Here is a 19,007-nt window from a genome sequence, read left to right as displayed (position 1 = left end):
CGCGCGGGGCCTGCGTGCTAACCTCGCCGCCGATGATCCGACGTTCCGCAGCCGCGCTCTCCGTCTCCCTGCTTTCGATCGCGCTGTCCGCGTGCGCGACGCCGGCCCCGCCGCCTCCAGTCGAACCAGAGCCGGTCGCGCCCGCGCCCGCATCCGCGCCTGTCGCCGAGGCGCCCGCCGCGCCCGCGCTGCTGCCGAAGGTGCCGCAACCGCCGGAGCGCCCGGTGGCGCCGGCGGCGGTGACCGATCCCGCGATTCCGCGCGCGCAACGCATCGAGGCATTCGTCGAGTACGCGTCGGCCACGTATGGCGTGGATCCGGCACTGATCCGCAGCGTGCTCGCGCAGGCGGAGAAGAAGCAGAACATCATCGACGCCATGAACCGCCCGGCCGAGGCGGTGCGCAAGTGGCACGAATACCGTCCGATCTTCCTCAACGATGCGCGCATCGACGGCGGCATCGCGTTCTACAACGCCAACCGCACGGCGCTCGAACGCGTTGCCGCGGATACCGGCGTGCCGGCCGAGATGATCGTCGCGATCATCGGCGTGGAGACCAGCTATGGCCGCATCACCGGCAGCTTCCGGGTGGTCGATGCGCTGTACACGCTGGCCTTCGATTACCCCAAGCGCGCGCCGTTCTTCGCCGGGGAACTGGCGCAGCTGTTCGCGCTGAAGAAGCAGGAGCCGCAGCTCGACCTGCTCGCGCTCAAGGGCAGCTACGCCGGGGCGATGGGCCTGGGCCAGTTCATGCCGTCGAGCTACCGGCTGTGGGCGAAGGATGGCGACGGCGACGGCCGCCGCGACTTGCTGACCCACCTGCCGGACGTGTTCGCCTCGATCGCCAACTATTTCGTGGTCCACGGCTGGGAACGCGATGCGCCGGTGGTCGCGCGCGCCATGCGCGATGCCGGCGCGGAAGACTTCGTGCCGGAGAACTGGGACCCGGTCTATCCGCTGGCCGACCTCGCCGCGCGAGGCTACCGGCCCCAGCCGGGCCAGCCGGTGGCGGAAGGCGCGACCCTGCTCACGCTCGAAGGCGACGCAGGCAGGGAGTACTGGCTGGCGTACCGCAACTTCTACGTGATCACCCGCTACAACCGCTCGCCGATGTATTCGCTGTCGGTGTACCAGCTGGCGCAGGCGATCCGGAACGGGGTCGGGACCGTTCGATGAGGCGGCTGCTGCCGCTGCTGGCGCTGGCGCTGCTGGCCGGGTGTGCCGGGACGGCGAAAAAACCTCCCGCTGCGAGCGCCGGCGGCCAGGTGGCACCACAGGCCAGCGCCGGGCCACCGCCCGATTGCACCGGCTTCAAGCCGTATCCGAAGGCGCAGGAAGACCTGTCCACCCGGGGCGATTACGTCGCAGGCGGCCTCTACAAGCCGGGTGTGGACGACAGCACCCCGGATTACCTGCCCAACGTCGCCTGCATCCCCGAGCCGGCCGTGGTCGACGAGCCCCGCTCGGCCTACGGCAACCGGTCGCCCTACCAGGTGCTCGGCAAGTCGTACCGCGTGCTCGCCTCGACCGACGGCTTCGTCGAGACCGGGCTGGCCTCGTACTACGGCAACAAGTTCCACGGGCGCCGTACCTCGAACCACGAGGTCTACGACATGTACGCGTTCACCGCCGCGCACAAGTCGCTGCCGCTGCCGAGCTTCGCGCGCGTGACCAACCTCGACAACGGCCGCTCGGTGGTGGTGCGGGTCAATGATCGCGGTCCCTTCCACGAAGGGCGGGTGATCGACCTGAGCTATGCCGCGGCGGTGAAGCTCGACATCCACCGGCGCGGCACCGGCCGGGTCGAGGTGCGCGCGTTGCGCCCGGCCGATACCGATACCCTGCAGGCCTCGGTGCCGGCGGCTGCCCCGGCTGCCCCCAGCGCGCTGGACGCGCTGGTGGGCCGCCTTCCTCCCGCCACGCCCGTGACCGCCGCGCCGCCGGCTGCGGCCACGACCGGCCATGCCGCGCCCGTTTCCGCCGTCGCGCCGACGACCGTCCCCGCCGGGCGCGCCGCCGGCCTGGCCGACCATCCGGACTACGGTCGGGAGCAAGACCGGTTCCGCCTGGTCGGCGAGGACGGACGGGTGAAGACCGCCGACGACTTCGACGCGTGGATGCGCGCGCGCCAGGCACGCCTCGACGCCGCGGCATCGGGCAGGGCCGTGCCGGCGGATGCGCGAGCGAGCACGACGACCGCCGCCCTGCAACCTGCGGCCACGACGCCGGCGGCCGTGCGGACCCCGTCCGCGACTTCCGTTGCTGCTCCGGCGCCCACGCAGGCGCGGCCGTCTCCGCCGGCCCCCACGTCTGCCGATGGGGTCACCCTACAGGTCGGGGTCTTCTCCGTGCGCGACAACGCCGAGCGGGCACTCGCGGCCCTGCACGGCGCGGGCATCCCGGCAGCGCGGATGCAGGATGTCGTGAGCGCCGGACGTACGCTCTGGCGCGTGCGGGTGGGCCCGGTGGCGGACGCGGCCATCGCGGAACTCTCCTCGCGCGTGACCGGCCTCGGGCTCGGCGTGCCGCGGATCGTTCGCGAGTAGACTTTTCATCCATCGCCGCGCGCGCGGCGTTTCCTTGTCAGCCCGGCCAGGGATGCCCGGACCACCGGAGTACCGTTCTCGATGAAACCCGCTGCTGTCTTCCGCCGCATCGCCGTGGCCGCGCTGGCCGCCCTCGCCGTCGGGCTCGCGCTCGCGCAGGACCGGCCGCAGCCGGCTTCCGCGCCCGCCCCCGCCGCGCTGAGCGACGACCTGCCCGCGCCGCCACCGCCTTCGGTGACGGGTACGGCGTGGCTGCTGATGGACTACGCGAGCGGACAGGTGCTCGCCGGCGAGAACATCGACGAGCGCGTCGAACCGGCCAGCATCACCAAGGTGCTGACCAGTTACGTGATCGCGGCCGAGATGAAGGCCGGCAAGATCAAGCCCGACGACCAGGTGATGATGAGCGAGAACGCCTGGCGCAAGGGCGGGGCCGGCACCGACGGCAGCTACAGCGGCTTCCCGGTCAACCAGACCGCGCCGCTGCTGGAGATGGAAAAGGGCATGGTGGTGCAGTCCGGCAACGACGCCGCGATCGCGCTGGCCGAGCACGTCGCCGGCAGCGAGGAGGCCTTCGCCGCGTTGATGAACGCCTATGCCCAGCGCATCGGCATGAAGAACTCCAACTTCGTCAATTCGCATGGCCTGTCCGAACCCGAGCACTATTCCACGCCGCGCGACCTCGCCCTGCTCGGGCGCGCGATGGTGCGCGACTTCCCCGAGGAGTACGCCTACAACAAGCTCAAGGAATTCACCGTCGGCCCGATCACGCAGCGCAACCGCAACCTGCTGCTGTGGCGCGACGACAGCGTCGACGGCATCAAGACCGGTCACCACTCCGGCGCCGGCTACTGCCTGCTGGCGTCGGCGAAGCGCGGCGACCAGCGCCTGATCTCGGTGGTGATGGGCTCCACCGGCGAGGCGCAGCGCGCCACCGATTCGCTGGCCCTGCTCAACTGGGGGTTCCGTTTCCACGAAACCCACCGCCTGTACGACGCCGGCAAGGCGATCTCCACGCAGAAGGTGTGGAAAGGCCAGGAGAACGAGGTGCAGCTCGGCGTCGCGGTGCCGCTGCTGGTGAGCCTGCCGCGCGGCAAGTACGACCAGCTCAAGCCGTCGATGGACGTGCCGCAGACCCTGGTGGCGCCGATCGCCAAGGGCCAGGCGATCGGCAAGGTACGCGTCACGCTCGACGGCGAGGTGGTCGCGGAACGGCCGCTGGTGGCGCTGCAGGCGGTCGAGGAGGCGGGGTTCTTCAAGCGCCTCTGGCACGAGTTCCTGATGTGGTGGAACGCCGACTGAGCCGCTGACCGGCCCCCGGTCCGGATTGCGTGTTTGATAGGATCCACCTTGCGGGCGTGACGCGGGAGTGCGTCGCGGCCGGCAAGGGGGTGGGCGCGCAACGTGCCCCGAAATCAACGTTTTCAGGAAGAATCGAGGGGTACTACATGTCCGGATCCACTGGCAGGCGCGGGCTGATGCTCGCGCTCACGGCGGTCGCGATGGTCGCGGCGGCAACACCGGCGCTGGCCCAGCGCCAGAGCGCGCAGGAACGGCGCCAGGAACAGGTGGCGCAGATCCCCACCTGCGCCCAGCCACTGGGCGCGATCTCGGTGCTCGAACCCGAGGACGGCGTGCACTGGTGGACCGGGCAGCAACTGCCGGCGCCGTCGCGGCTGATCAAGGTGTTCGTCAACAAGTCGCGCTGCTTCACCCTGGTCGACCGCGGCGCGGGCCTGGACGCGGCGATGCGCGAGCGCGATCTCGGCGCCGGCGGCGAACTGCGGGTGCGTTCGAACGTGGGCAAGGGCCAGATCAAGGCCGCCGACTACGTGATGGTGCCGGACCTCATCGGCGCCAACAACAACTCCGGCGGCAATGCGGTGGGCGGCCTGCTGGGCGGCCTGATCGGTGGCCGCGCCGGCGCGATCGTCGGCGGGCTGAATTTCCGCAGCAAGACCGCCGACGTGGTGCTCACCGTGACCGATGTGCGCTCGTCCGAGCAACTGGCGATGGCCGAGGGCCATGCCAAGAAGACCGACATCGGCTGGGGCGCGGGCGGCGGCCTGTTCGGCGGCAGCGGCCTGGGCGCCGCAGGCGTCGGCGGCTATGCCAACACCGAGCTCGGCCAGGTGATCACCCTGGCCTACCTGCAGGCCTATACCGATCTGGTGGCCCAGCTCGGCGGCCTGCCGGACAACGCCTCGGCCGCGAACGCGCAGCAGGCGGTCACGGTGACCAAGCCCGCGCGCCTGTTCACCGGCCCGGATGGCAAGGGCGTGGTGCGCTCGCTGGATGTCGGGATGATGCTGTATCCCACCGGCGTGAAGGAAGGCATGATGTGGGAAGTCGAGGACGAACTCGGCAACAAGGGCTGGGTGTCGTCGACCCTGCTGGAACTGTCGCGCTGATCCCTGCGACCGCATCGGTTCCATCGCGAAGGCCGCCCCCGGGCGGCCTTTTGCGTTCCGGTGGTGGTGGTTTGGGTTCCGCGCCGGCAACCCCATAATCGGCCCATGGAAATCAAATCCGACAATCCCGAGCACGGGTTCCAGTTCCCGGGCACCTTCGAGATCACCGCAATGGGCGCGGCCAACATCGGCCTCGAATCCGAGATCCCGCGCCTGCTGACGGCCGCTGGCCTGACCGTCCTGGAGGAAACCATCGCCTGGCGAGAGTCCAGCGGCGGCCGCTTCGTCTCGGTCAAGCTGAGCTTCCGGGCCGAGGATCGCGAGCAGTACGAGGCCGCGCACGCCGCCCTGCGCGAGCACCCGGAAGTGAAGTGGACGCTCTAGCGGCACACCCCGCCTACGTCCGCGACCTCGGTCGCCAGCCCTACGAGCCGGTCTGGCGCGCGATGCAGCGCTTCACCGACGCGCGCGACGAGCAGACGCCCGACGAGCTGTGGGTGGTCGAACACGATCCGGTGTTCACCCTCGGCCAGGCCGGCAGGCCCGAACACGTGCTGATGCCCGGCGGCATCCCGGTGCTGCACGTCGATCGCGGCGGCCAGGTCACCTACCACGGCCCGGGCCAGGTCGTGGTCTATCCGCTGCTCGACATCAAACGCCTGAGGGTCGGCGTGCGCGACTACGTCTGCCGGATCGAGCAGGCGATCATCGACACCCTGCTCGAGTGGAACATCCTCGGCGTCCGCCGCGACGGCGCGCCCGGCGTCTACGTCGGCGACGCGAAGGTCGCCGCGCTCGGCATCCGCGTGCGCCACGGTCGCACCTTCCATGGCCTGGCGTTCAACATCGCCATGGATCTCGAGCCATTCCGGCGCATCAATCCCTGCGGCTACGCCGGGCTGCAGGTGATCTCGATGCTAGACTTGGGCGGTCCCTCCGGCCTGGACGCGGTCAAGCCTGTCCTGCTGGACGAACTGGCCCGCCAGTTCGGGCTGGCGCTGCGGCCCGCGCCTCCGCCCGACCTCGCCCAACCCCTGCCTTCCGCGCCGCAAGCCGCCTGAGCCCATGTCCGAATCCAGCCCGCGTTCGATCCCGCTGCAGGTCGTCACGACCGGCGCGCCGGCGCCGCTCGAGACCGGCGCCAAGCAACTGGCCGGCGACAAGATCGCGCGTTCGCCGGTCGAGTTCGTGGACGCGCCGGTGCTGCGCAAGCCGTCGTGGATCCGGGTGCGGATCCCGTCGAACGGCGCGGTCGCCGCGCTCAAGTCGAAGCTGCGCGCGAACCGGCTGGTGACCGTATGCGAGGAGGCCAGCTGCCCGAACATCCACGAGTGCTTCGGCCACGGCACCGCGACCTTCATGATCCTCGGCGAGGTCTGTACCCGCCGCTGCAGTTTCTGCGACGTCGCCCACGGCCGGCCGAAGCCGCCGGACGCCTCCGAACCGCTGCACCTGGCGCAGACCATCGCCGACATGGGGCTGAAGTACGTGGTCATCACCTCGGTCGACCGCGACGACCTGCGCGACGGCGGCGCCGGGCATTTCGTCGATTGCATCCGCCAGGTGCGGGCGCACTCGCCCGCGATCCGCATCGAGATCCTGACCCCCGACTTCCGCGGCAAGGGCCGCATGGAACGCGCGCTGGAGATCCTCGCCACGGATCCGCCCGACGTCTTCAACCACAACGTGGAGACGGTGCCGGAGCTGTACCGCAACGTGCGTCCCGGCGCCGACTACCAGTGGTCGCTGACCCTGCTGCAGAAGTTCAAGGCGCAACATCCGGGCGTGCCGACCAAGTCCGGGATCATGCTCGGCCTCGGCGAAACCATGGAGCAGGTGCAGGGAACGCTGCGCGACCTGCGCGCGCACGACGTGGAGATGGTCACCATCGGCCAGTACCTGCAGCCAAGCGCCCATCACCACCCGGTGTTGCGCTACTGGACCCCGGAGGAGTTCAAGGCGCTGGAGGACTACGGCATGTCGCTGGGTTTCAGCCATGTCGCCTCTGGGCCGCTGGTGCGCTCGTCGTACCACGCCGACCGCCAGGCGATGGAGGCGGGCGTCGCCGCCTGAGTCGCCGGGGGCTGTGTGCGCCGGCTGGCACGCCGGCAGGCGTTTCCCGGCTGGAACGCTGCGTTCACGCGGCCTCCAGCCCGGATCGCTAGAGTGAATCCCTGCGATGGTGCAACTTGTTGCACTGTTGCGCGGTCACAGCCTGGCGGCATAGTGGATGCGCCGCCTCCCCCATGGTCGTCCCAGGATCGTCCCAGATGAAATTGAACCGCATCGTGACCGTGTCACTGCTCGCCCTGGCGCTGGCCCTGCCGCTGGGGTTCATGGCGCATGCGGAAGGCGAGCCGATCCCGGGGGCGCCGACCGCCGAGCAGACCACGACCTCCCGGCTGGTCTACGGCCTGCTGTCGGACAGCCGCTACGCGTACCGGCCCCGGCCGCTGGACGCGACCATGTCGTCGGAGATCTTCGACCACTACCTGGAATCGCTGGACGGGGCCAAGCTGTTCTTCACCGCCCAGGACATCGCGCGATTCCGCGCGCATGAACCGGGCATGGGCGACTCGGTGCGCAGCGGCGACCTCGAACCCGCCTACACCATCTTCGCCATGTACAAGCAGCGCGTGGCCGACCGCGTCGCCTACGCGCGCGCCCTGCTCGAGCAGGACATCTTCGACTTCAGCGGCAACGACCGCTGGGAGTACGACCGCGAGGAGGCGCCGTGGGCTGCCGACGCCGCGGCCCTCGATGCGTTGTGGAAGCAGTCGGTGCGCAACGACTGGCTGCGGCTCAAGCTCGCCGGCAAGAAGCCGGACGAGATCCGCAAGACCCTCGACCGGCGCTACCTGAACATGGGCAACAGCGTCGCCGCGCTCGACCAGGAGGACGCGTTCCAGTCCTTCCTCAACGCGTACACGTCGACCGTCGATCCGCATACCGACTACATGAACCCGCGCACGGCGAAGCTGTTCACGCAGAGCATGTCGCTGTCGCTCGAAGGCATCGGCGCGCAACTGCAGAAGCAGGACGACGTGGTGGTGATCCGCGAGGTCATCGCCGGCGGTCCGGCCGCCATGAGCGGCAAGTTCAAGGCCGGCGACCGCATCGTCGGCGTCGGCCAGGGCGCGAGCGGCGCGATGGAGGACGTGGTCGGCTGGCGCCTGGACGACGTGGTCGAGAAGATCAAGGGGCCGAAGGACACCCAGGTGCGGCTGGACGTGATTCCCGGCGAAGCGACGCTCGACAGCAAACCGGTGCGCATCGTGCTGACCCGCGCCCGCATCAAGCTCGAGGAGCAGGCGGCGAAGTCGGAGATCATCAGCCTGCCGGCGCCGGCCAGCGGGGGCGCGGACAAGCGCATCGGCGTGATCAAGCTGCCGGCCTTCTACCAGGACTTCGAAGGCCGGCGCAGCCGCCACGGCGACTACACCTCGGCCACGCGCGATGTCGCGCGGCTGCTGCAGCAGTTCCGCGCGGACGGCGTCGATGGCGTCGTACTCGACCTGCGCAACAACGGTGGCGGTTCTCTGAACGAGGCGATCGAGCTCACCGGGCTGTTCATCGACAAGGGGCCGGTGGTGCAGGTGCGCGAGTCCGGCGGCCGGGTGAGCGTGGAAGGCGATCGTACCCCCGGCGTGAGCTGGGACGGTCCGCTGGCGGTGCTGATCAACCGCGGTTCGGCCTCGGCCTCGGAGATCTTCGCCGGCGCGATCCAGGATTACGGGCGGGGCCTGGTGATCGGCGAGACCTCGTTCGGCAAGGGCACGGTGCAGAACATCGTGCCGCTCGACCGCTGGCCGGCCAACGAGGGCGACAAGTACGGCCACGTCAAGCTCACCATCGCCCAGTTCTTCCTCCCCGGCGGCAGCAGCACCCAGAACAGGGGCGTGGTGCCCGACATCGCCTTTCCGGTGACGGTGGACGCGGGCGAATTCGGCGAAAGCACCTACGACAACGCCCTGGAATGGCGCCAGATCGCCGCGGTGCCGCACCAGCGTTACGGCGATTTCGCGCAGCTGCTGCCCAAGCTCGAAGCCCTGCACGCGGAGCGCGTGGCGGGGGACAAGGAGTTCCAGTGGTGGTCGGCCGACGTGGCCGAGTTCCGCGCCGAGCGCGAGAAGAAGTACGTGTCGCTCAACGAGGCCGAGCGGCGCGCCGAGCGCGACCGCGACGAGGCCAAGCGCAAGCGGCGGCAGGAACAGCGCAAGGCGCTGGGCCTTGCGCTCGATCCGCTGGCCGAAAGCAGCACCGACGATGGCCTGCAGGCCGGCGAGCGCAACGTCGCCGAGGATGCGGCGCGCGAGAAGGCGGCGGAAAAGCGTCCGGATCCGCTGCTGCGGGAGTCGGCGGCGATCCTCGCCGATGCGGTGCGGCTGCTCAACAACGACCGCCAGCTGTCCGCGCAGGTGCTGCCGGAATCGACCGTGCCGGGGCGCTGGGCGCAGTAGCGCGGACGGGCGGGACCTGCGGGCACGATTCTCGCGCCTGCAGGACCGCGGAGGTCGTCCGGTTCCGGTTCGCCCGCCGCCGGCAGCCGGCGCGTCGGTCGCTGATCATTCGTCGAGGTGGGCCTCCCCCGGCCTGCCTGCACACCGTTGCAGGCAAGCGGACCTCGCGCGTCAGGCCCTGGACTTGCCCGTCGCCTGCGCGTTGTGGCGTTCGATCGCGTAGACGAGAATCTTCTTCGCCTCCTCGGCGCCGCCCCAGCCCTCGAGCTTGACCCACTTGCCCTTCTCGAGATCCTTGTAGTGCTCGAAGAAGTGGCCGATGCGCTCCAGCCAGTGGGTGCTCACCTGGTCGATGTTCTCGACGTGGGCATAGCCCTGGAACACCTTGGTCACCGGCACCGCGAGCAGCTTTTCGTCGCTGCCGGCCTCGTCGGTCATCTTCAGCACGCCCACCGGACGGCAGCGGATCACCGAGCCCGGCACCAGCGGCAGGGGCAGCACCACCAGCACATCGGCGGGGTCGCCGTCGCCGCACAGGGTGTGCGGCACGTAGCCGTAGTTGCAGGGGTAGCGCATCGGGGTGGACAGCACGCGGTCGACGAAGATCGCGCCGCTCTCCTTGTCGACCTCGTACTTGACCGGCTCGGCGTCCTTCGGGATCTCGATGATCACGTTGATTTCGTCGGGCGGATTCTTCCCGGTGGAGACGTGGTCGAGACCCATGAGGCGGCAGCTCCGGCAGCGCGGGCCGTGGCCCGCTAGATCAGGGAGCGGCATTCTACGCGACCGTATGCTGCGATGCAGAAAACGCCGCCTGTCGGCCCGTGGCGCGGCACAGGTCGCCCCCCAGGGTTTTCCCCAGGGCAGGGTACGCCCCAGCTTTTCGGGTTTCCATACGCCAACGTATACATGTCCCCGACTTCTCACCACCGGGACGCCACGATGTCGATCCAGACCGATTCCAGCCGGATTGCCGACTCCACGCCGCCGCGCACCGACGGCTACTGGGAGGATCCGGCGGCCGAGCACAACCTGCTGGCCTCGCCAGCCGACCTGGACCGGAACCCCGTCGATCCGGCGAGCGTCGAAGATTCGCCCCGGATGTCGGCGCTGCCGAGCCTGGGCGCGACCGAGATCGACGGCACCGGCAGCAACCCCGCCGATCGCAGCCGGGGGCAGACCCCCGATGGCAAGGACATCCAGATCGACGTGCTGCATCGCCAGGATGGCGTGCAGGTCACGCGCGAACAGACCCTGGCCGAGGCCGGCATCGGCCAGACCTACGTCAGTTCCGACCAGCTGGTGTTCACCACCGGCGCCGGCAACGATCAGGTCGGCGTCACCCAGCGCGACGACGGCACCCTCGACGTGACCGTGAACGGCGAGTCCTACGAGGTGCACGTCGCCGAGGGCCAGGAGCTGACCATCCGCAGCGGCGGCGGCGAGGACGTGATCGAAGTGGCCTCGAACGTCACCGTGAACATCGTCGCCGAGACCGGGGACGGCGACGACAAGATCGACATCGCCGGCACCGGCGACCACCGCATCGACGCCGGCGACGGCAACGATGCCGTCACCCTCACCGGCGGTGGCCGCAATGACGTGTTCGGCGGCAACGGGGACGACATCATCCAGGGCGGCAGCGGCGTCGACGTGATCTACGGCGGCGATGGCGACGACAGCATCGAAGGCGGCGCCGGCCGCAACTACCTCGAGGGAGGCCTCGGCAACGACACGCTCCGCAGCCGCGGCACCGGCGACATGGTCTCGGGTGGCCTCGGCGACGACACCATCCATGCCGCCAGCGGCGCCAGCAGCATCTACGCCGGCGCGGGCCGCGACACCATCGAAGGGGCCGGCGGCCAGACCACCGTGTATGCCGAGGCCAACGACCTGATCAACGCGGCCATCGGCGCGCGGCCCACGGTGGTCAACGTCGAGATCGACCCGCAGGTCGGCAGCAGCGTGACGGTCGAGGGTTCCGACGCATTCGTGCAGCGCGTGCAGGCCGACATCGAGTTCCTGCGCAGTTCGCCCAACGGCCAGCGGATGCTCGCCGAGTTCGACCAGACCGCCGCGACCAAGGGCAACACCGTCACCATCAAGGAGCTGTCGAACGAACACAACGGCTTCGCCATGCCCGCCGAGGCCGGCGCCACCTGGGCCGACGTGCAGATCACCAACGGCCGCGCGGGTGGTGGCGTGGACACCGACATCCGCTACAACCCGTCGTTCCACATGGAGGCGTTCCCGGCGCCGGTCGTGGTCCTGTACCACGAGATGTCGCATGCCTACAACTTCGCCAACGGCACCCTGCAGCCGGGCAACTACAACGGGCCTGACCTGGCCGATCGCGGCATCTCCAACTCCGAACGCCAGGCGGTCGGACTGGAGACCACGGCCGCACCCTACGATTTCGATGGCGATCCCGCCACGCCTCCCACCACCGCCAATCCGGACCACCTGACGGAGAACGGACTGCGCGAGGAACTGGGCCTGCCGGATCGTCCCAGCTACAGGTTGTGACCGGGGCAGGGAGCCGCGGTCACCATGCTCCAGGGATGGAGGGGCGGGCAGCCGGCGTCACGCGGGCTGCCCGCCTTTTTTTGCAGGATGCTTTTCCTTTTCGAGGATGCGATCTGACGCAGCCATGCTCACGATGACGCGCGCTCCCCATCCGATCCGGGCCATCGCGTTCCTGTGCCTGGCGCTGACCGGCGCGCAGGCCTGCGCCTACGCTCCGTCGTCCGTTGCAGAACATCCCGCACACCAGGTGGAACCCATGGCCGAATCCGCCCCCGCCTCCACCCGCGTCGAAGACGGCGCCACCCGCCTCGACGCCACGTTTTTGCCGCTCTCCGCAGATACGCTGCGGGTGCGCTACCGCCTGCGCAACGGGGGCGAAGCGCCGTTGGCGGTGTTCGACCGCGGCAACCGGCATGCGGTGCTCACCGGAAGGCAGGCGTCCGGGGCCCTCGGCGCACCGACGTTCGAGGAGGCCGGTGGCGGCGACGTCGTGTTGCGCCATGTGGCGTTGCCGGAGGCACGGGGTGGTCCCACCGGCCCGACGGTGCCGATGACGCCGCTGGCGCTGAAACTCGATCCGGGTGCGATCCTGGAGGGCGAGTTCACCTTCGCGATCCCGTCGGCGACGCCGCCCGGGCGCCTGCGCTGGTGCCTCGGCGTGGCGCCGTTCGAACGCGAGCGCTTCTTCTCGCGCGAACAAGCCGAAGCCGGAGAAACCTGGCAGGCGGGCGAGGAGGCGGTCCAGGCGCAGCGGATGCTGTGCACGCCGTGGTTCGATATGGCCGCAGGATCGTTCGCGGCAGGCTAGTCCGGCGTTTCGCGAACCGCCCCGCGTCGCCTCCGTCAGCCGCCGCCGACCGGCGGATCGCCCGTGCCGGCATGGCGCTGGCCGCCGCAATCGCCGTCGAGCAGCCGCGAACGCTGCAGCCAGTCGCTGTCGGGATAGTAGGCGAACACCACCGAGCCGCCGCGGATGCGGTCGATCAGTTCGCGCGCGACCGCCGGGCGCACCGCGGGGCAGCCCAGGCTCCGCCCCAGGCGACCTTGGGTGCGGGCGATGTCCGGGGCGACGTAGGGGGCGCCATGGATGACGATGGCGCGTTCGCGCGCGAGATCGTTGAAGCCCGGTTCCAGTCCGTCCAGGCGCAGCGAGTAGCCGTTGGCGCCCACATACGATTCCGCGGTCCGGAACACCCCGAGGCTGGACATGTGGCTGCCGGAGCGGTTGGAGAACTTCGTGGCCATGTTGTGGCCGGTGTTGCGGCCGTGCGCCACCAGTTCCTCGAACAGCAACCGCTGGCTGGCGAGGTCGAACACCCACAGGCGAGGTTGGGTGGACGGCTTGGAAAAGTCGATGACGCTCAGGGTGGAAGGGCGCGGGTCGGCGCCCGGCTGGCGCATCGTGCAGGAGACGGCGCGGGTAGCGAGCGAGAGCACCCTGCGGTCGATGCCCGGCGCTGCCTGCGCAAGCCGGTCCAGCAGCGGCTCGGCATTGGAAGACGCGGCGCGGGCCGGGGCCGCGCAGGCGAGTACGGCCGTGAACAGGATGCAGGCGCCGAGCAGCTTCATCGGCGCAGGATAGCAGCGGCCCCGGCCCTCCCCGATGAACAGGCCGGGCTAATCCCCGGGCAGCGGCTCAGGTCCGGGGCGGGCGAGTTCCGGGCCTTCGGCGTCCAGCAGCGGCTGCAGCACCGGTGCGGACGGATCCGGCCGCACGGCGGGCAGGTCGGTCAGCAGCACCGTGGTGCCCGGCACCAGCAGTTCGCGCAGGCGGCGCGAGAAGGCTTCTTCCACGCGCAGCGGACGGTCCTGCAGGCGCAGTTGCAGCATCGCCATGGCATCGGCATCGGGCCCGAGGATCGGATGCGCCGACCAGGTGCGCCGGGGCCGGTCCGCTGCGGCCGTGGCGCTGGCGCCCACGGTCTCCTCGCCCGCGACCATGAGCACCGTTCCGCCGATCGAGAAACCGTCCTGCACCTGCAGCGCCGCCTCGCCGATGGCGATGCCGTTGCGAAGGACGAAGACGCGGCGGTCGGACAGGCTCACCAGGACGCTGACCGGGCCGGTCGGACTCGCGTCCTCGCTCCAGGTGTCGCCAGCCGTCGCCCGCGCCGGCAGCGCTTGCGCGCCGCGTTCATCGACCGGTGCCAGCAGGGCCGGGTGCGCCAGGCTGGCGGCGCCGGACTTGGCGTTGGCGACCACCACCGTGTCGCCGTTGCGGGTCTCGGCGAACAGCCGCCTGGCGAACTCCAGCGGCAGGCGCACGCAGCCGTGCGAGGCCGGGTAGCCGGGCAGGGCGCCGCCGTGCAGGGCGATGCCGTCCCAGGTCAGCCGCTGCATGTAGGGCATCGGCGCGTCGTTGTAGAGGTTGGAGCGGTGGTCGCGGCTCTTCTGCAGGATGGTGAACACCCCGGTGGGCGTCTCCATGCCCTGCTTGCCGGAGCTGATCGTCGAGACCCCGATCGCCAGGCCGTTGCGGTACACGTAGGCACGCTGTTCGTCGAGGCTGACCACCAGCACGATCGGGCCGTGCGGCGAGATCTCCGGATGCCACAGGTATTCGCCGGGGGCAAGCGATCCCGGCGCCCGCGTTTCGGGATCGGCAGCGCACGCCGGCCCGGGCAGCAGCGCGAGCAGGGCGGACAGGAACAGGACGCAGAGCGTGGTGCGGCGCATGGCGGATCCACGGCGATCGATGACGGATTGTGGGCACGCGCTGCGCGGCAGGCAAAGACGGGTGGAGGTCGGTGCCCGACACGGGCCGCCGCAACCGCGCGTCCGCAAGCCTTGGCCCGGATCCGGAAGAAGTGGCTTGTCATTGTGGGAAAACCCTGCGCGGCGCAGGGCAGGGGCGCGGAGCGGAGGCTGGGATGCGGGTCCGGCGAAGAGACGAGGTTGGAAGCGGCAACGCGAATCATCAGTTCACGACCTTCGCGGTGTTCGAGTCCGTATCGCTCCGCCGGGCCCTCATCCGGCGCTTCGCGCCACCTTCTCCCGGAGGGAGAAGGGATCGAACCCGTCGCGTTCAGGCGGCGCACGATGTGTTTGGCCTCATCGAAGGACTCGCCTCTGAGGCCCCGGCTTTGCCGGGGCGACTTGCTTCGCGCATCTGCACCCGGCGCGCAAGGAGGGCTGGCTCTTCGCAGCGAAATCCCTGTTGCGCAGGAGGCTCAAGTAACGCGCCGTAAGCCAAGCCGCGCCCTGGCCGGGAGGCGTTCGCGGTGAAATCAAGGGGGAGGCAGCCGCCTGGGGCGGATGCCGGAGGACATTCGCCGCGAACGCCTCCCGGCCGGGGCGCGGCCCGTCAGGTCGCAACGGGATGTGATCACGGGACGCGATCCGGCAAAGCGCCTCTCCAACTTCGCACCGGCCGCCCCGCCTTGGCGGAGAACCAAAGAAAAGGGCGGCCGATGGCCGCCCTTTCGGGATCGCGTGATCGGTCCCGCCTAGAGCAGCGGCACCAGCAGCAGCGCGACGATGTTGATGATCTTGATCAGCGGGTTGATCGCCGGTCCCGCGGTGTCCTTGTAGGGGTCGCCCACGGTGTCGCCGGTGACCGAGGCCTTGTGCGCCTCCGAGCCCTTGCCGCCGAAGTTGCCGTCCTCGATGTACTTCTTGGCGTTGTCCCAGGCGCCGCCGCCGGTGGTCATCGAGATCGCGACGAACAGGCCGGTGACGATGGTGCCGATCAGCAGCCCGCCCAGCGCCTGCGGCCCCAGCAGCAGGCCCACCACGACCGGCACTGCGACCGGCAGCAGCGACGGCAGGACCATCTCCTTGATCGCCGACTTGGTCAGCATGTCCACCGCGCGGCTGTAGTCCGGCTTGCCGGTGCCTTCCATGATCCCGGGGATCTCGCGGAACTGGCGCCGCACTTCCTCGACCACGCTGCCGGCCGCACGGCCCACCGCCTCCATCGCCATCGCGCCGAACAGGTACGGGATCAGGCCGCCGATCAGCAGGCCGATGATCACGTAGTGGTTCGACAGGTCGAAGGTGAACACCTCGCCCGGGTTGCTGGCCTGCAGGTTGTGGGTGTAGTCGGCGAACAGCACCAGCGCGGCCAGCGCGGCCGAACCGATCGCATAGCCCTTGGTCACCGCCTTGGTGGTGTTGCCGACCGCATCGAGCGGGTCGGTGATGTCGCGCACCTCGGGCGGCAGCTCCGCCATCTCGGCGATGCCGCCGGCGTTGTCGGTGATCGGGCCATAGGCGTCGAGCGCGACGATCATGCCCGCCATCGACAGCATCGCGGTCGCGGCGATGGCGATGCCGTACAGGCCGCCGAGCGCGAAGCACGCCCAGATCGCGATGCACACCGCCACCACCGGCAGCGCGGTGGACTTCATCGACACGCCGAGCCCGGCGATGATGTTGGTGCCGTGGCCGGTGGTGCTGGCCTGCGCGATGTGCCGCACCGGCCCGTACTGGGTGCCGGTGTAGTACTCGGTGATCCAGACGATCGCACCGGTCAGCACCAGGCCGATCAGCGCGCACCAGTAGATGTTCATCGCACCATGGGCGTTGTCGCCCATCAGCTGCGTGGTGATGGGGTAGTAGGCGATGGCCGCCAGCACCCCCGAGACGATCACCCCCTTGTACAGCGCGCCCATGATCGAGCCGCCGGTCTTCACCTTGACGAAGAACGCGCCGATGATCGAGGCGATGATCGACGCGCCGCCCAGCACCAGCGGATAGAGCACGCCGTTGCTGCCGACTTCGGTGACCATCAGGTAGCCCAGCAGCATGGTCGCGATCACGGTGACCGCGTAGGTCTCGAACAGGTCGGCGGCCATGCCGGCGCAGTCGCCGACGTTGTCGCCCACGTTGTCGGCGATCACCGCCGGGTTGCGCGGGTCGTCCTCGGGGATGCCGGCTTCCACCTTGCCGACCAGGTCGGCGCCCACGTCGGCGCCCTTGGTGAAGATGCCGCCACCCAGGCGCGCGAAGATCGAGATCAGCGAGGAGCCGAAGGCGACGCCGACCAGTGCGTGCAGCACCTCGCCGGTCGGCAGCTGGAAGTACAGGTTCAGCACCGCCCAGTAGCCGGCGACGCCGAGCAGGCCCAGGCCCACCACGAGCATGCCGGTGATCGCGCCGCCGCGGAAGGCGACATCCATCGCCGGGCCGATGCCGCGGCGCGCGGCCTCCGCGGTGCGCACGTTGGCGCGGACCGACACGTTCATGCCGATGTAGCCGGCCGCCCCCGAGAGCACCGCGCCGAGCAGGAAGCCGACCGCCGTGTACCAGTCCAGGAACACGCCGAGCAGCACGAACAGCACCGCGCCCGCGACCGAGATCGTCAGGTACTGGCGGTTGAGGTAGGCGCGGGCACCTTCCTGGATCGCGCCCGCGATCTCCTGCATGCGCGCGTTGCCGGCGGGCTGCCGGTTGATCCATCGCGCCGAGATGATGCCGTAGACGATCGCCACCGCCGCGCACACCAGTGCCAGCGTCAATCCGTGCTGCTCGAGCATGAACCCCTCCCCGGGAAATGGAACCAGACGAAACAATCCCCCGGACTATGGCACAAGAGCAAGGGCCGACCAATCCGGGCGCACCCGATTCTGCCGATCCCCGGCGACAGGGCTGTTGTGCAGTGCGATAAAGCGGAGCCACGCACGCCCCGTTTCGGCGCGCCGGGCGGCCCTTTCGAATGCCGGCATGGCCGGGTGCGGCGAGGCGCGCGGGACCGGTCGCCCCTCAGGGGACGGCGAAGGCCTCGCGCGTCAGGTTGACCGGCTCGTCCGCCGTGCAGACCACGTTGTCCTCGATGCGGATGCCGCCGTACGGGCGGAAGGCGTCGACGCGGTCCCAGTCGACGCTGTCGCCACGCCCCGCCGCCCTGAGGTCCTCCAGCAGCATGTCGATGAAGTAGAGGCCCGGCTCGATCGTGACCACGAACCCGGGCTCCAGCACGCGGGTCAGGCGCAGGTAGGGATGCCCCTCGGGTTTCGGGATCGTGCCGCCGCGATCGCTCGCGGCGAAGCCGGCGACCTCGTGCACCTGCAGGCCCAGGCCGTGGCCGATGCCATGCGGGAAGAACGTGCTGCTGACGCCGGTCGAGAGCGCTTCCTCCGGCGAGACCCTGATGATGCCCGCGTCCTGCAGGATGCCGGCCAGCGCCAGGTGCGCGTCCAGGTGCAACTGCCGGTAGTCGACTCCGTCGCGCACCTGCGCGCACATCCGCTGCTGCGCGGCATCCACCGCGTCGACCAGCGCCTGGAACTCGCCGGCCGTGTCCTGCGCGTGGGTGCGGGTGATGTCGCAGGCATAGCCGCCGTGGCTGGCGCCGGCGTCGAGCAGGAAGCTGCGCGCGGGCTTCGGGGGCAGGCGGTCGAGCTCGGTGTAATGCAGCACCGCGCCGTGTTCGTTGAGCGCGACGATGTTGCTGTAGGGCAGCTCGTTCGCGTCCTGGCCTGCGGCCTGGCAGTAGGCCAGGTGGATGCCGAACTCGCTGGCGCCGGCGCGGAACGCGCGTTCGGCGGCCCTGTGCGCACGTACGCCGCGACGCGTGGCCTCGCGCAGCATCTCGATTTCGTAGGGCGTCTTGAAGGCGCGGTGGTATTCCAGGTAGTCGAGCACCGGCTGCGGATTGTTCGGCCGGTACGCCGCGTACTTGCCCAGCGCACTCTGCGGCTCGCCGAGCACCGCGCAGCGCTGCGCGTTCCTGGGCAGGTGCTGCATCGCGTCCTCGGCCTTGCGGATCACCACGATGTCGAAGTGATCGACCCAGTAGCCCTCGGGCGCCTGCGGCACCACGTGCCAGTAGTCGCGCGGCTGCAGGTAGACCAGTTTCGGCCGTGCGCCCGGCGTGACCACCAGCCAACTGCCGGGATTGCGTTGCAGTGGCAGCCAGTGCTTGAACTGGGGATTGACCGCATAGGGATAGTCGCGGTCGTCGAACACCTGGTAGTGCAGGGTGCCGCTGGGGATCGCCAGGTGATCGAAACCACCGCGTTCGAGCGCGGTCGCGGTGCGCGACTGGAGGGTGGCGAGATGGTCGGCGTAGAGGCTCGCTGCAGTGCTGGACATCGGTGCGGTATTCGGCGGAATGCGATGCGG

Annotated in this window: 15 protein-coding genes; 10 read left to right on the top strand and 5 right to left on the bottom strand. The window is 69.9% G+C overall.

Features of this window, described 5'->3' with window-relative positions; translation table 11 throughout:
• The first annotated feature begins 32 nt into the window (after nucleotides 1–32).
• The 8 genes from mltB to FZO89_RS05875 all read left to right on the top strand — a co-directional run bounded on the left by mltB (nucleotide 33) and on the right by FZO89_RS05875 (nucleotide 9,416).
• Nucleotides 33–1,175: a lytic murein transglycosylase B gene (gene mltB, locus FZO89_RS05910; protein ID WP_149102375.1), complete on the top strand. Its 1,143-nt coding sequence runs from the start codon at nucleotides 33–35 to the stop codon at nucleotides 1,173–1,175.
• Nucleotides 1,172–2,545, top strand: a complete 1,374-nt coding sequence (locus tag FZO89_RS05905) for a septal ring lytic transglycosylase RlpA family protein (protein WP_149102374.1) — start codon at nucleotides 1,172–1,174, stop codon at nucleotides 2,543–2,545. Before mltB ends, FZO89_RS05905 begins: the two co-directional genes overlap by 4 nt.
• An 81-nt stretch (nucleotides 2,546–2,626) precedes the next feature.
• Nucleotides 2,627–3,847 carry a D-alanyl-D-alanine carboxypeptidase family protein gene (locus tag FZO89_RS05900; protein WP_149102373.1) on the top strand — a complete coding sequence of 407 codons (1,221 nt, stop codon included), beginning with the start codon at nucleotides 2,627–2,629 and terminating at the stop codon, nucleotides 3,845–3,847.
• 146 nt (nucleotides 3,848–3,993) lie between these two features.
• Nucleotides 3,994–4,956, top strand: coding sequence for a CsgG/HfaB family protein (locus tag FZO89_RS05895; protein ID WP_149102372.1), 963 nt, complete (start codon nucleotides 3,994–3,996; stop codon nucleotides 4,954–4,956).
• A 105-nt stretch (nucleotides 4,957–5,061) separates the two neighbouring features.
• Nucleotides 5,062–5,340, top strand: coding sequence for a DUF493 family protein (locus tag FZO89_RS05890; protein WP_149102371.1), 279 nt, complete (start codon nucleotides 5,062–5,064; stop codon nucleotides 5,338–5,340).
• Nucleotides 5,328–6,017, top strand: a complete 690-nt coding sequence (lipB, locus tag FZO89_RS05885; RefSeq protein WP_149102370.1) for a lipoyl(octanoyl) transferase LipB — start codon at nucleotides 5,328–5,330, stop codon at nucleotides 6,015–6,017. The genes FZO89_RS05890 and lipB overlap by 13 nt, the downstream gene beginning before the upstream one ends.
• 4 nt (nucleotides 6,018–6,021) lie before the next feature.
• On the top strand, nucleotides 6,022–7,029 hold the full coding sequence (lipA, locus tag FZO89_RS05880; RefSeq protein WP_149102369.1) for a lipoyl synthase: 1,008 nt from the start codon (nucleotides 6,022–6,024) through the stop codon (nucleotides 7,027–7,029).
• A gap of 197 nt (nucleotides 7,030–7,226) precedes the next feature.
• Nucleotides 7,227–9,416, top strand: a complete 2,190-nt coding sequence (locus FZO89_RS05875) for a carboxy terminal-processing peptidase (RefSeq protein WP_149102368.1) — start codon at nucleotides 7,227–7,229, stop codon at nucleotides 9,414–9,416.
• Nucleotides 9,417–9,587: 171 nt separating this feature from the next.
• On the opposite strand, the gene ppa is transcribed toward FZO89_RS05875, so the two are convergent.
• Nucleotides 9,588–10,139, bottom strand: a complete 552-nt coding sequence (gene ppa / locus FZO89_RS05870) for an inorganic diphosphatase (protein WP_149102367.1) — start codon at nucleotides 10,137–10,139, stop codon at nucleotides 9,588–9,590.
• A gap of 219 nt (nucleotides 10,140–10,358) precedes the next feature.
• Here ppa and FZO89_RS05865 point away from each other — a divergent pair, with 219 nt between their 5' ends.
• Nucleotides 10,359–11,942 (top strand): M91 family zinc metallopeptidase, encoded by a 1,584-nt coding sequence (locus FZO89_RS05865; RefSeq protein ID WP_149102366.1) that lies wholly within the window; start codon nucleotides 10,359–10,361, stop codon nucleotides 11,940–11,942.
• Between the two features lie 133 nt (nucleotides 11,943–12,075).
• The gene (locus FZO89_RS05860) at nucleotides 12,076–12,750 is read left to right on the top strand and encodes a hypothetical protein (RefSeq protein WP_187471052.1); all 675 of its coding nucleotides are present in this window, start codon (nucleotides 12,076–12,078) and stop codon (nucleotides 12,748–12,750) included.
• 35 nt (nucleotides 12,751–12,785) lie between these two features.
• Here the strand turns inward: FZO89_RS05860 and FZO89_RS05855 are convergent, their stop codons facing one another.
• The 4 genes from FZO89_RS05855 to pepQ all read right to left on the bottom strand — a co-directional run bounded on the left by FZO89_RS05855 (nucleotide 12,786) and on the right by pepQ (nucleotide 18,977).
• A complete protein-coding gene (locus FZO89_RS05855) occupies nucleotides 12,786–13,511 on the bottom strand; it encodes a murein L,D-transpeptidase catalytic domain family protein (RefSeq protein ID WP_149102364.1) in 726 nt (241 codons plus the stop codon).
• Between the two features lie 48 nt (nucleotides 13,512–13,559).
• On the bottom strand, nucleotides 13,560–14,618 hold the full coding sequence (locus tag FZO89_RS05850; protein ID WP_149102363.1) for a L,D-transpeptidase: 1,059 nt from the start codon (nucleotides 14,616–14,618) through the stop codon (nucleotides 13,560–13,562).
• Nucleotides 14,619–15,388: 770 nt separating this feature from the next.
• Nucleotides 15,389–17,419, bottom strand: coding sequence for a sodium-translocating pyrophosphatase (locus FZO89_RS05845; protein ID WP_149102362.1), 2,031 nt, complete (start codon nucleotides 17,417–17,419; stop codon nucleotides 15,389–15,391).
• A 226-nt stretch (nucleotides 17,420–17,645) separates the two neighbouring features.
• Nucleotides 17,646–18,977 carry a Xaa-Pro dipeptidase gene (pepQ, locus tag FZO89_RS05840; protein WP_149102361.1) on the bottom strand — a complete coding sequence of 444 codons (1,332 nt, stop codon included), beginning with the start codon at nucleotides 18,975–18,977 and terminating at the stop codon, nucleotides 17,646–17,648.
• Nucleotides 18,978–19,007 lie beyond the last annotated feature (30 nt).

Source organism: Luteimonas viscosa (genome assembly GCF_008244685.1).
Lineage (GTDB): Bacteria > Pseudomonadota > Gammaproteobacteria > Xanthomonadales > Xanthomonadaceae > Luteimonas > Luteimonas viscosa.
Note: the sequence above shows the minus strand (reverse complement) of the source record. Positions and strands in the feature narration are given on the sequence as shown.

Excerpts from the sequence above, each read along its gene's own strand:
- mltB (WP_149102375.1), top strand. The coding sequence starts at position 33 with ATGATCCGACGTTCCGCAGCCGCGCTCTCCGTCTCCCTGCTTTCGATC.
- FZO89_RS05905 (WP_149102374.1), top strand. The coding sequence starts at position 1,172 with ATGAGGCGGCTGCTGCCGCTGCTGGCGCTGGCGCTGCTGGCCGGGTGT.
- FZO89_RS05900 (WP_149102373.1), top strand. The coding sequence starts at position 2,627 with ATGAAACCCGCTGCTGTCTTCCGCCGCATCGCCGTGGCCGCGCTGGCC.
- FZO89_RS05895 (WP_149102372.1), top strand. The coding sequence starts at position 3,994 with ATGTCCGGATCCACTGGCAGGCGCGGGCTGATGCTCGCGCTCACGGCG.
- FZO89_RS05890 (WP_149102371.1), top strand. The coding sequence starts at position 5,062 with ATGGAAATCAAATCCGACAATCCCGAGCACGGGTTCCAGTTCCCGGGC.
- lipA (WP_149102369.1), top strand. The coding sequence starts at position 6,022 with ATGTCCGAATCCAGCCCGCGTTCGATCCCGCTGCAGGTCGTCACGACC.
- FZO89_RS05875 (WP_149102368.1), top strand. The coding sequence starts at position 7,227 with ATGAAATTGAACCGCATCGTGACCGTGTCACTGCTCGCCCTGGCGCTG.
- ppa (WP_149102367.1), bottom strand. The coding sequence starts at position 10,139 with ATGGGTCTCGACCACGTCTCCACCGGGAAGAATCCGCCCGACGAAATC.
- FZO89_RS05865 (WP_149102366.1), top strand. The coding sequence starts at position 10,359 with ATGTCGATCCAGACCGATTCCAGCCGGATTGCCGACTCCACGCCGCCG.
- FZO89_RS05860 (WP_187471052.1), top strand. The coding sequence starts at position 12,076 with ATGACGCGCGCTCCCCATCCGATCCGGGCCATCGCGTTCCTGTGCCTG.
- FZO89_RS05855 (WP_149102364.1), bottom strand. The coding sequence starts at position 13,511 with ATGAAGCTGCTCGGCGCCTGCATCCTGTTCACGGCCGTACTCGCCTGC.
- FZO89_RS05850 (WP_149102363.1), bottom strand. The coding sequence starts at position 14,618 with ATGCGCCGCACCACGCTCTGCGTCCTGTTCCTGTCCGCCCTGCTCGCG.
- FZO89_RS05845 (WP_149102362.1), bottom strand. The coding sequence starts at position 17,419 with ATGCTCGAGCAGCACGGATTGACGCTGGCACTGGTGTGCGCGGCGGTG.
- pepQ (WP_149102361.1), bottom strand. The coding sequence starts at position 18,977 with ATGTCCAGCACTGCAGCGAGCCTCTACGCCGACCATCTCGCCACCCTC.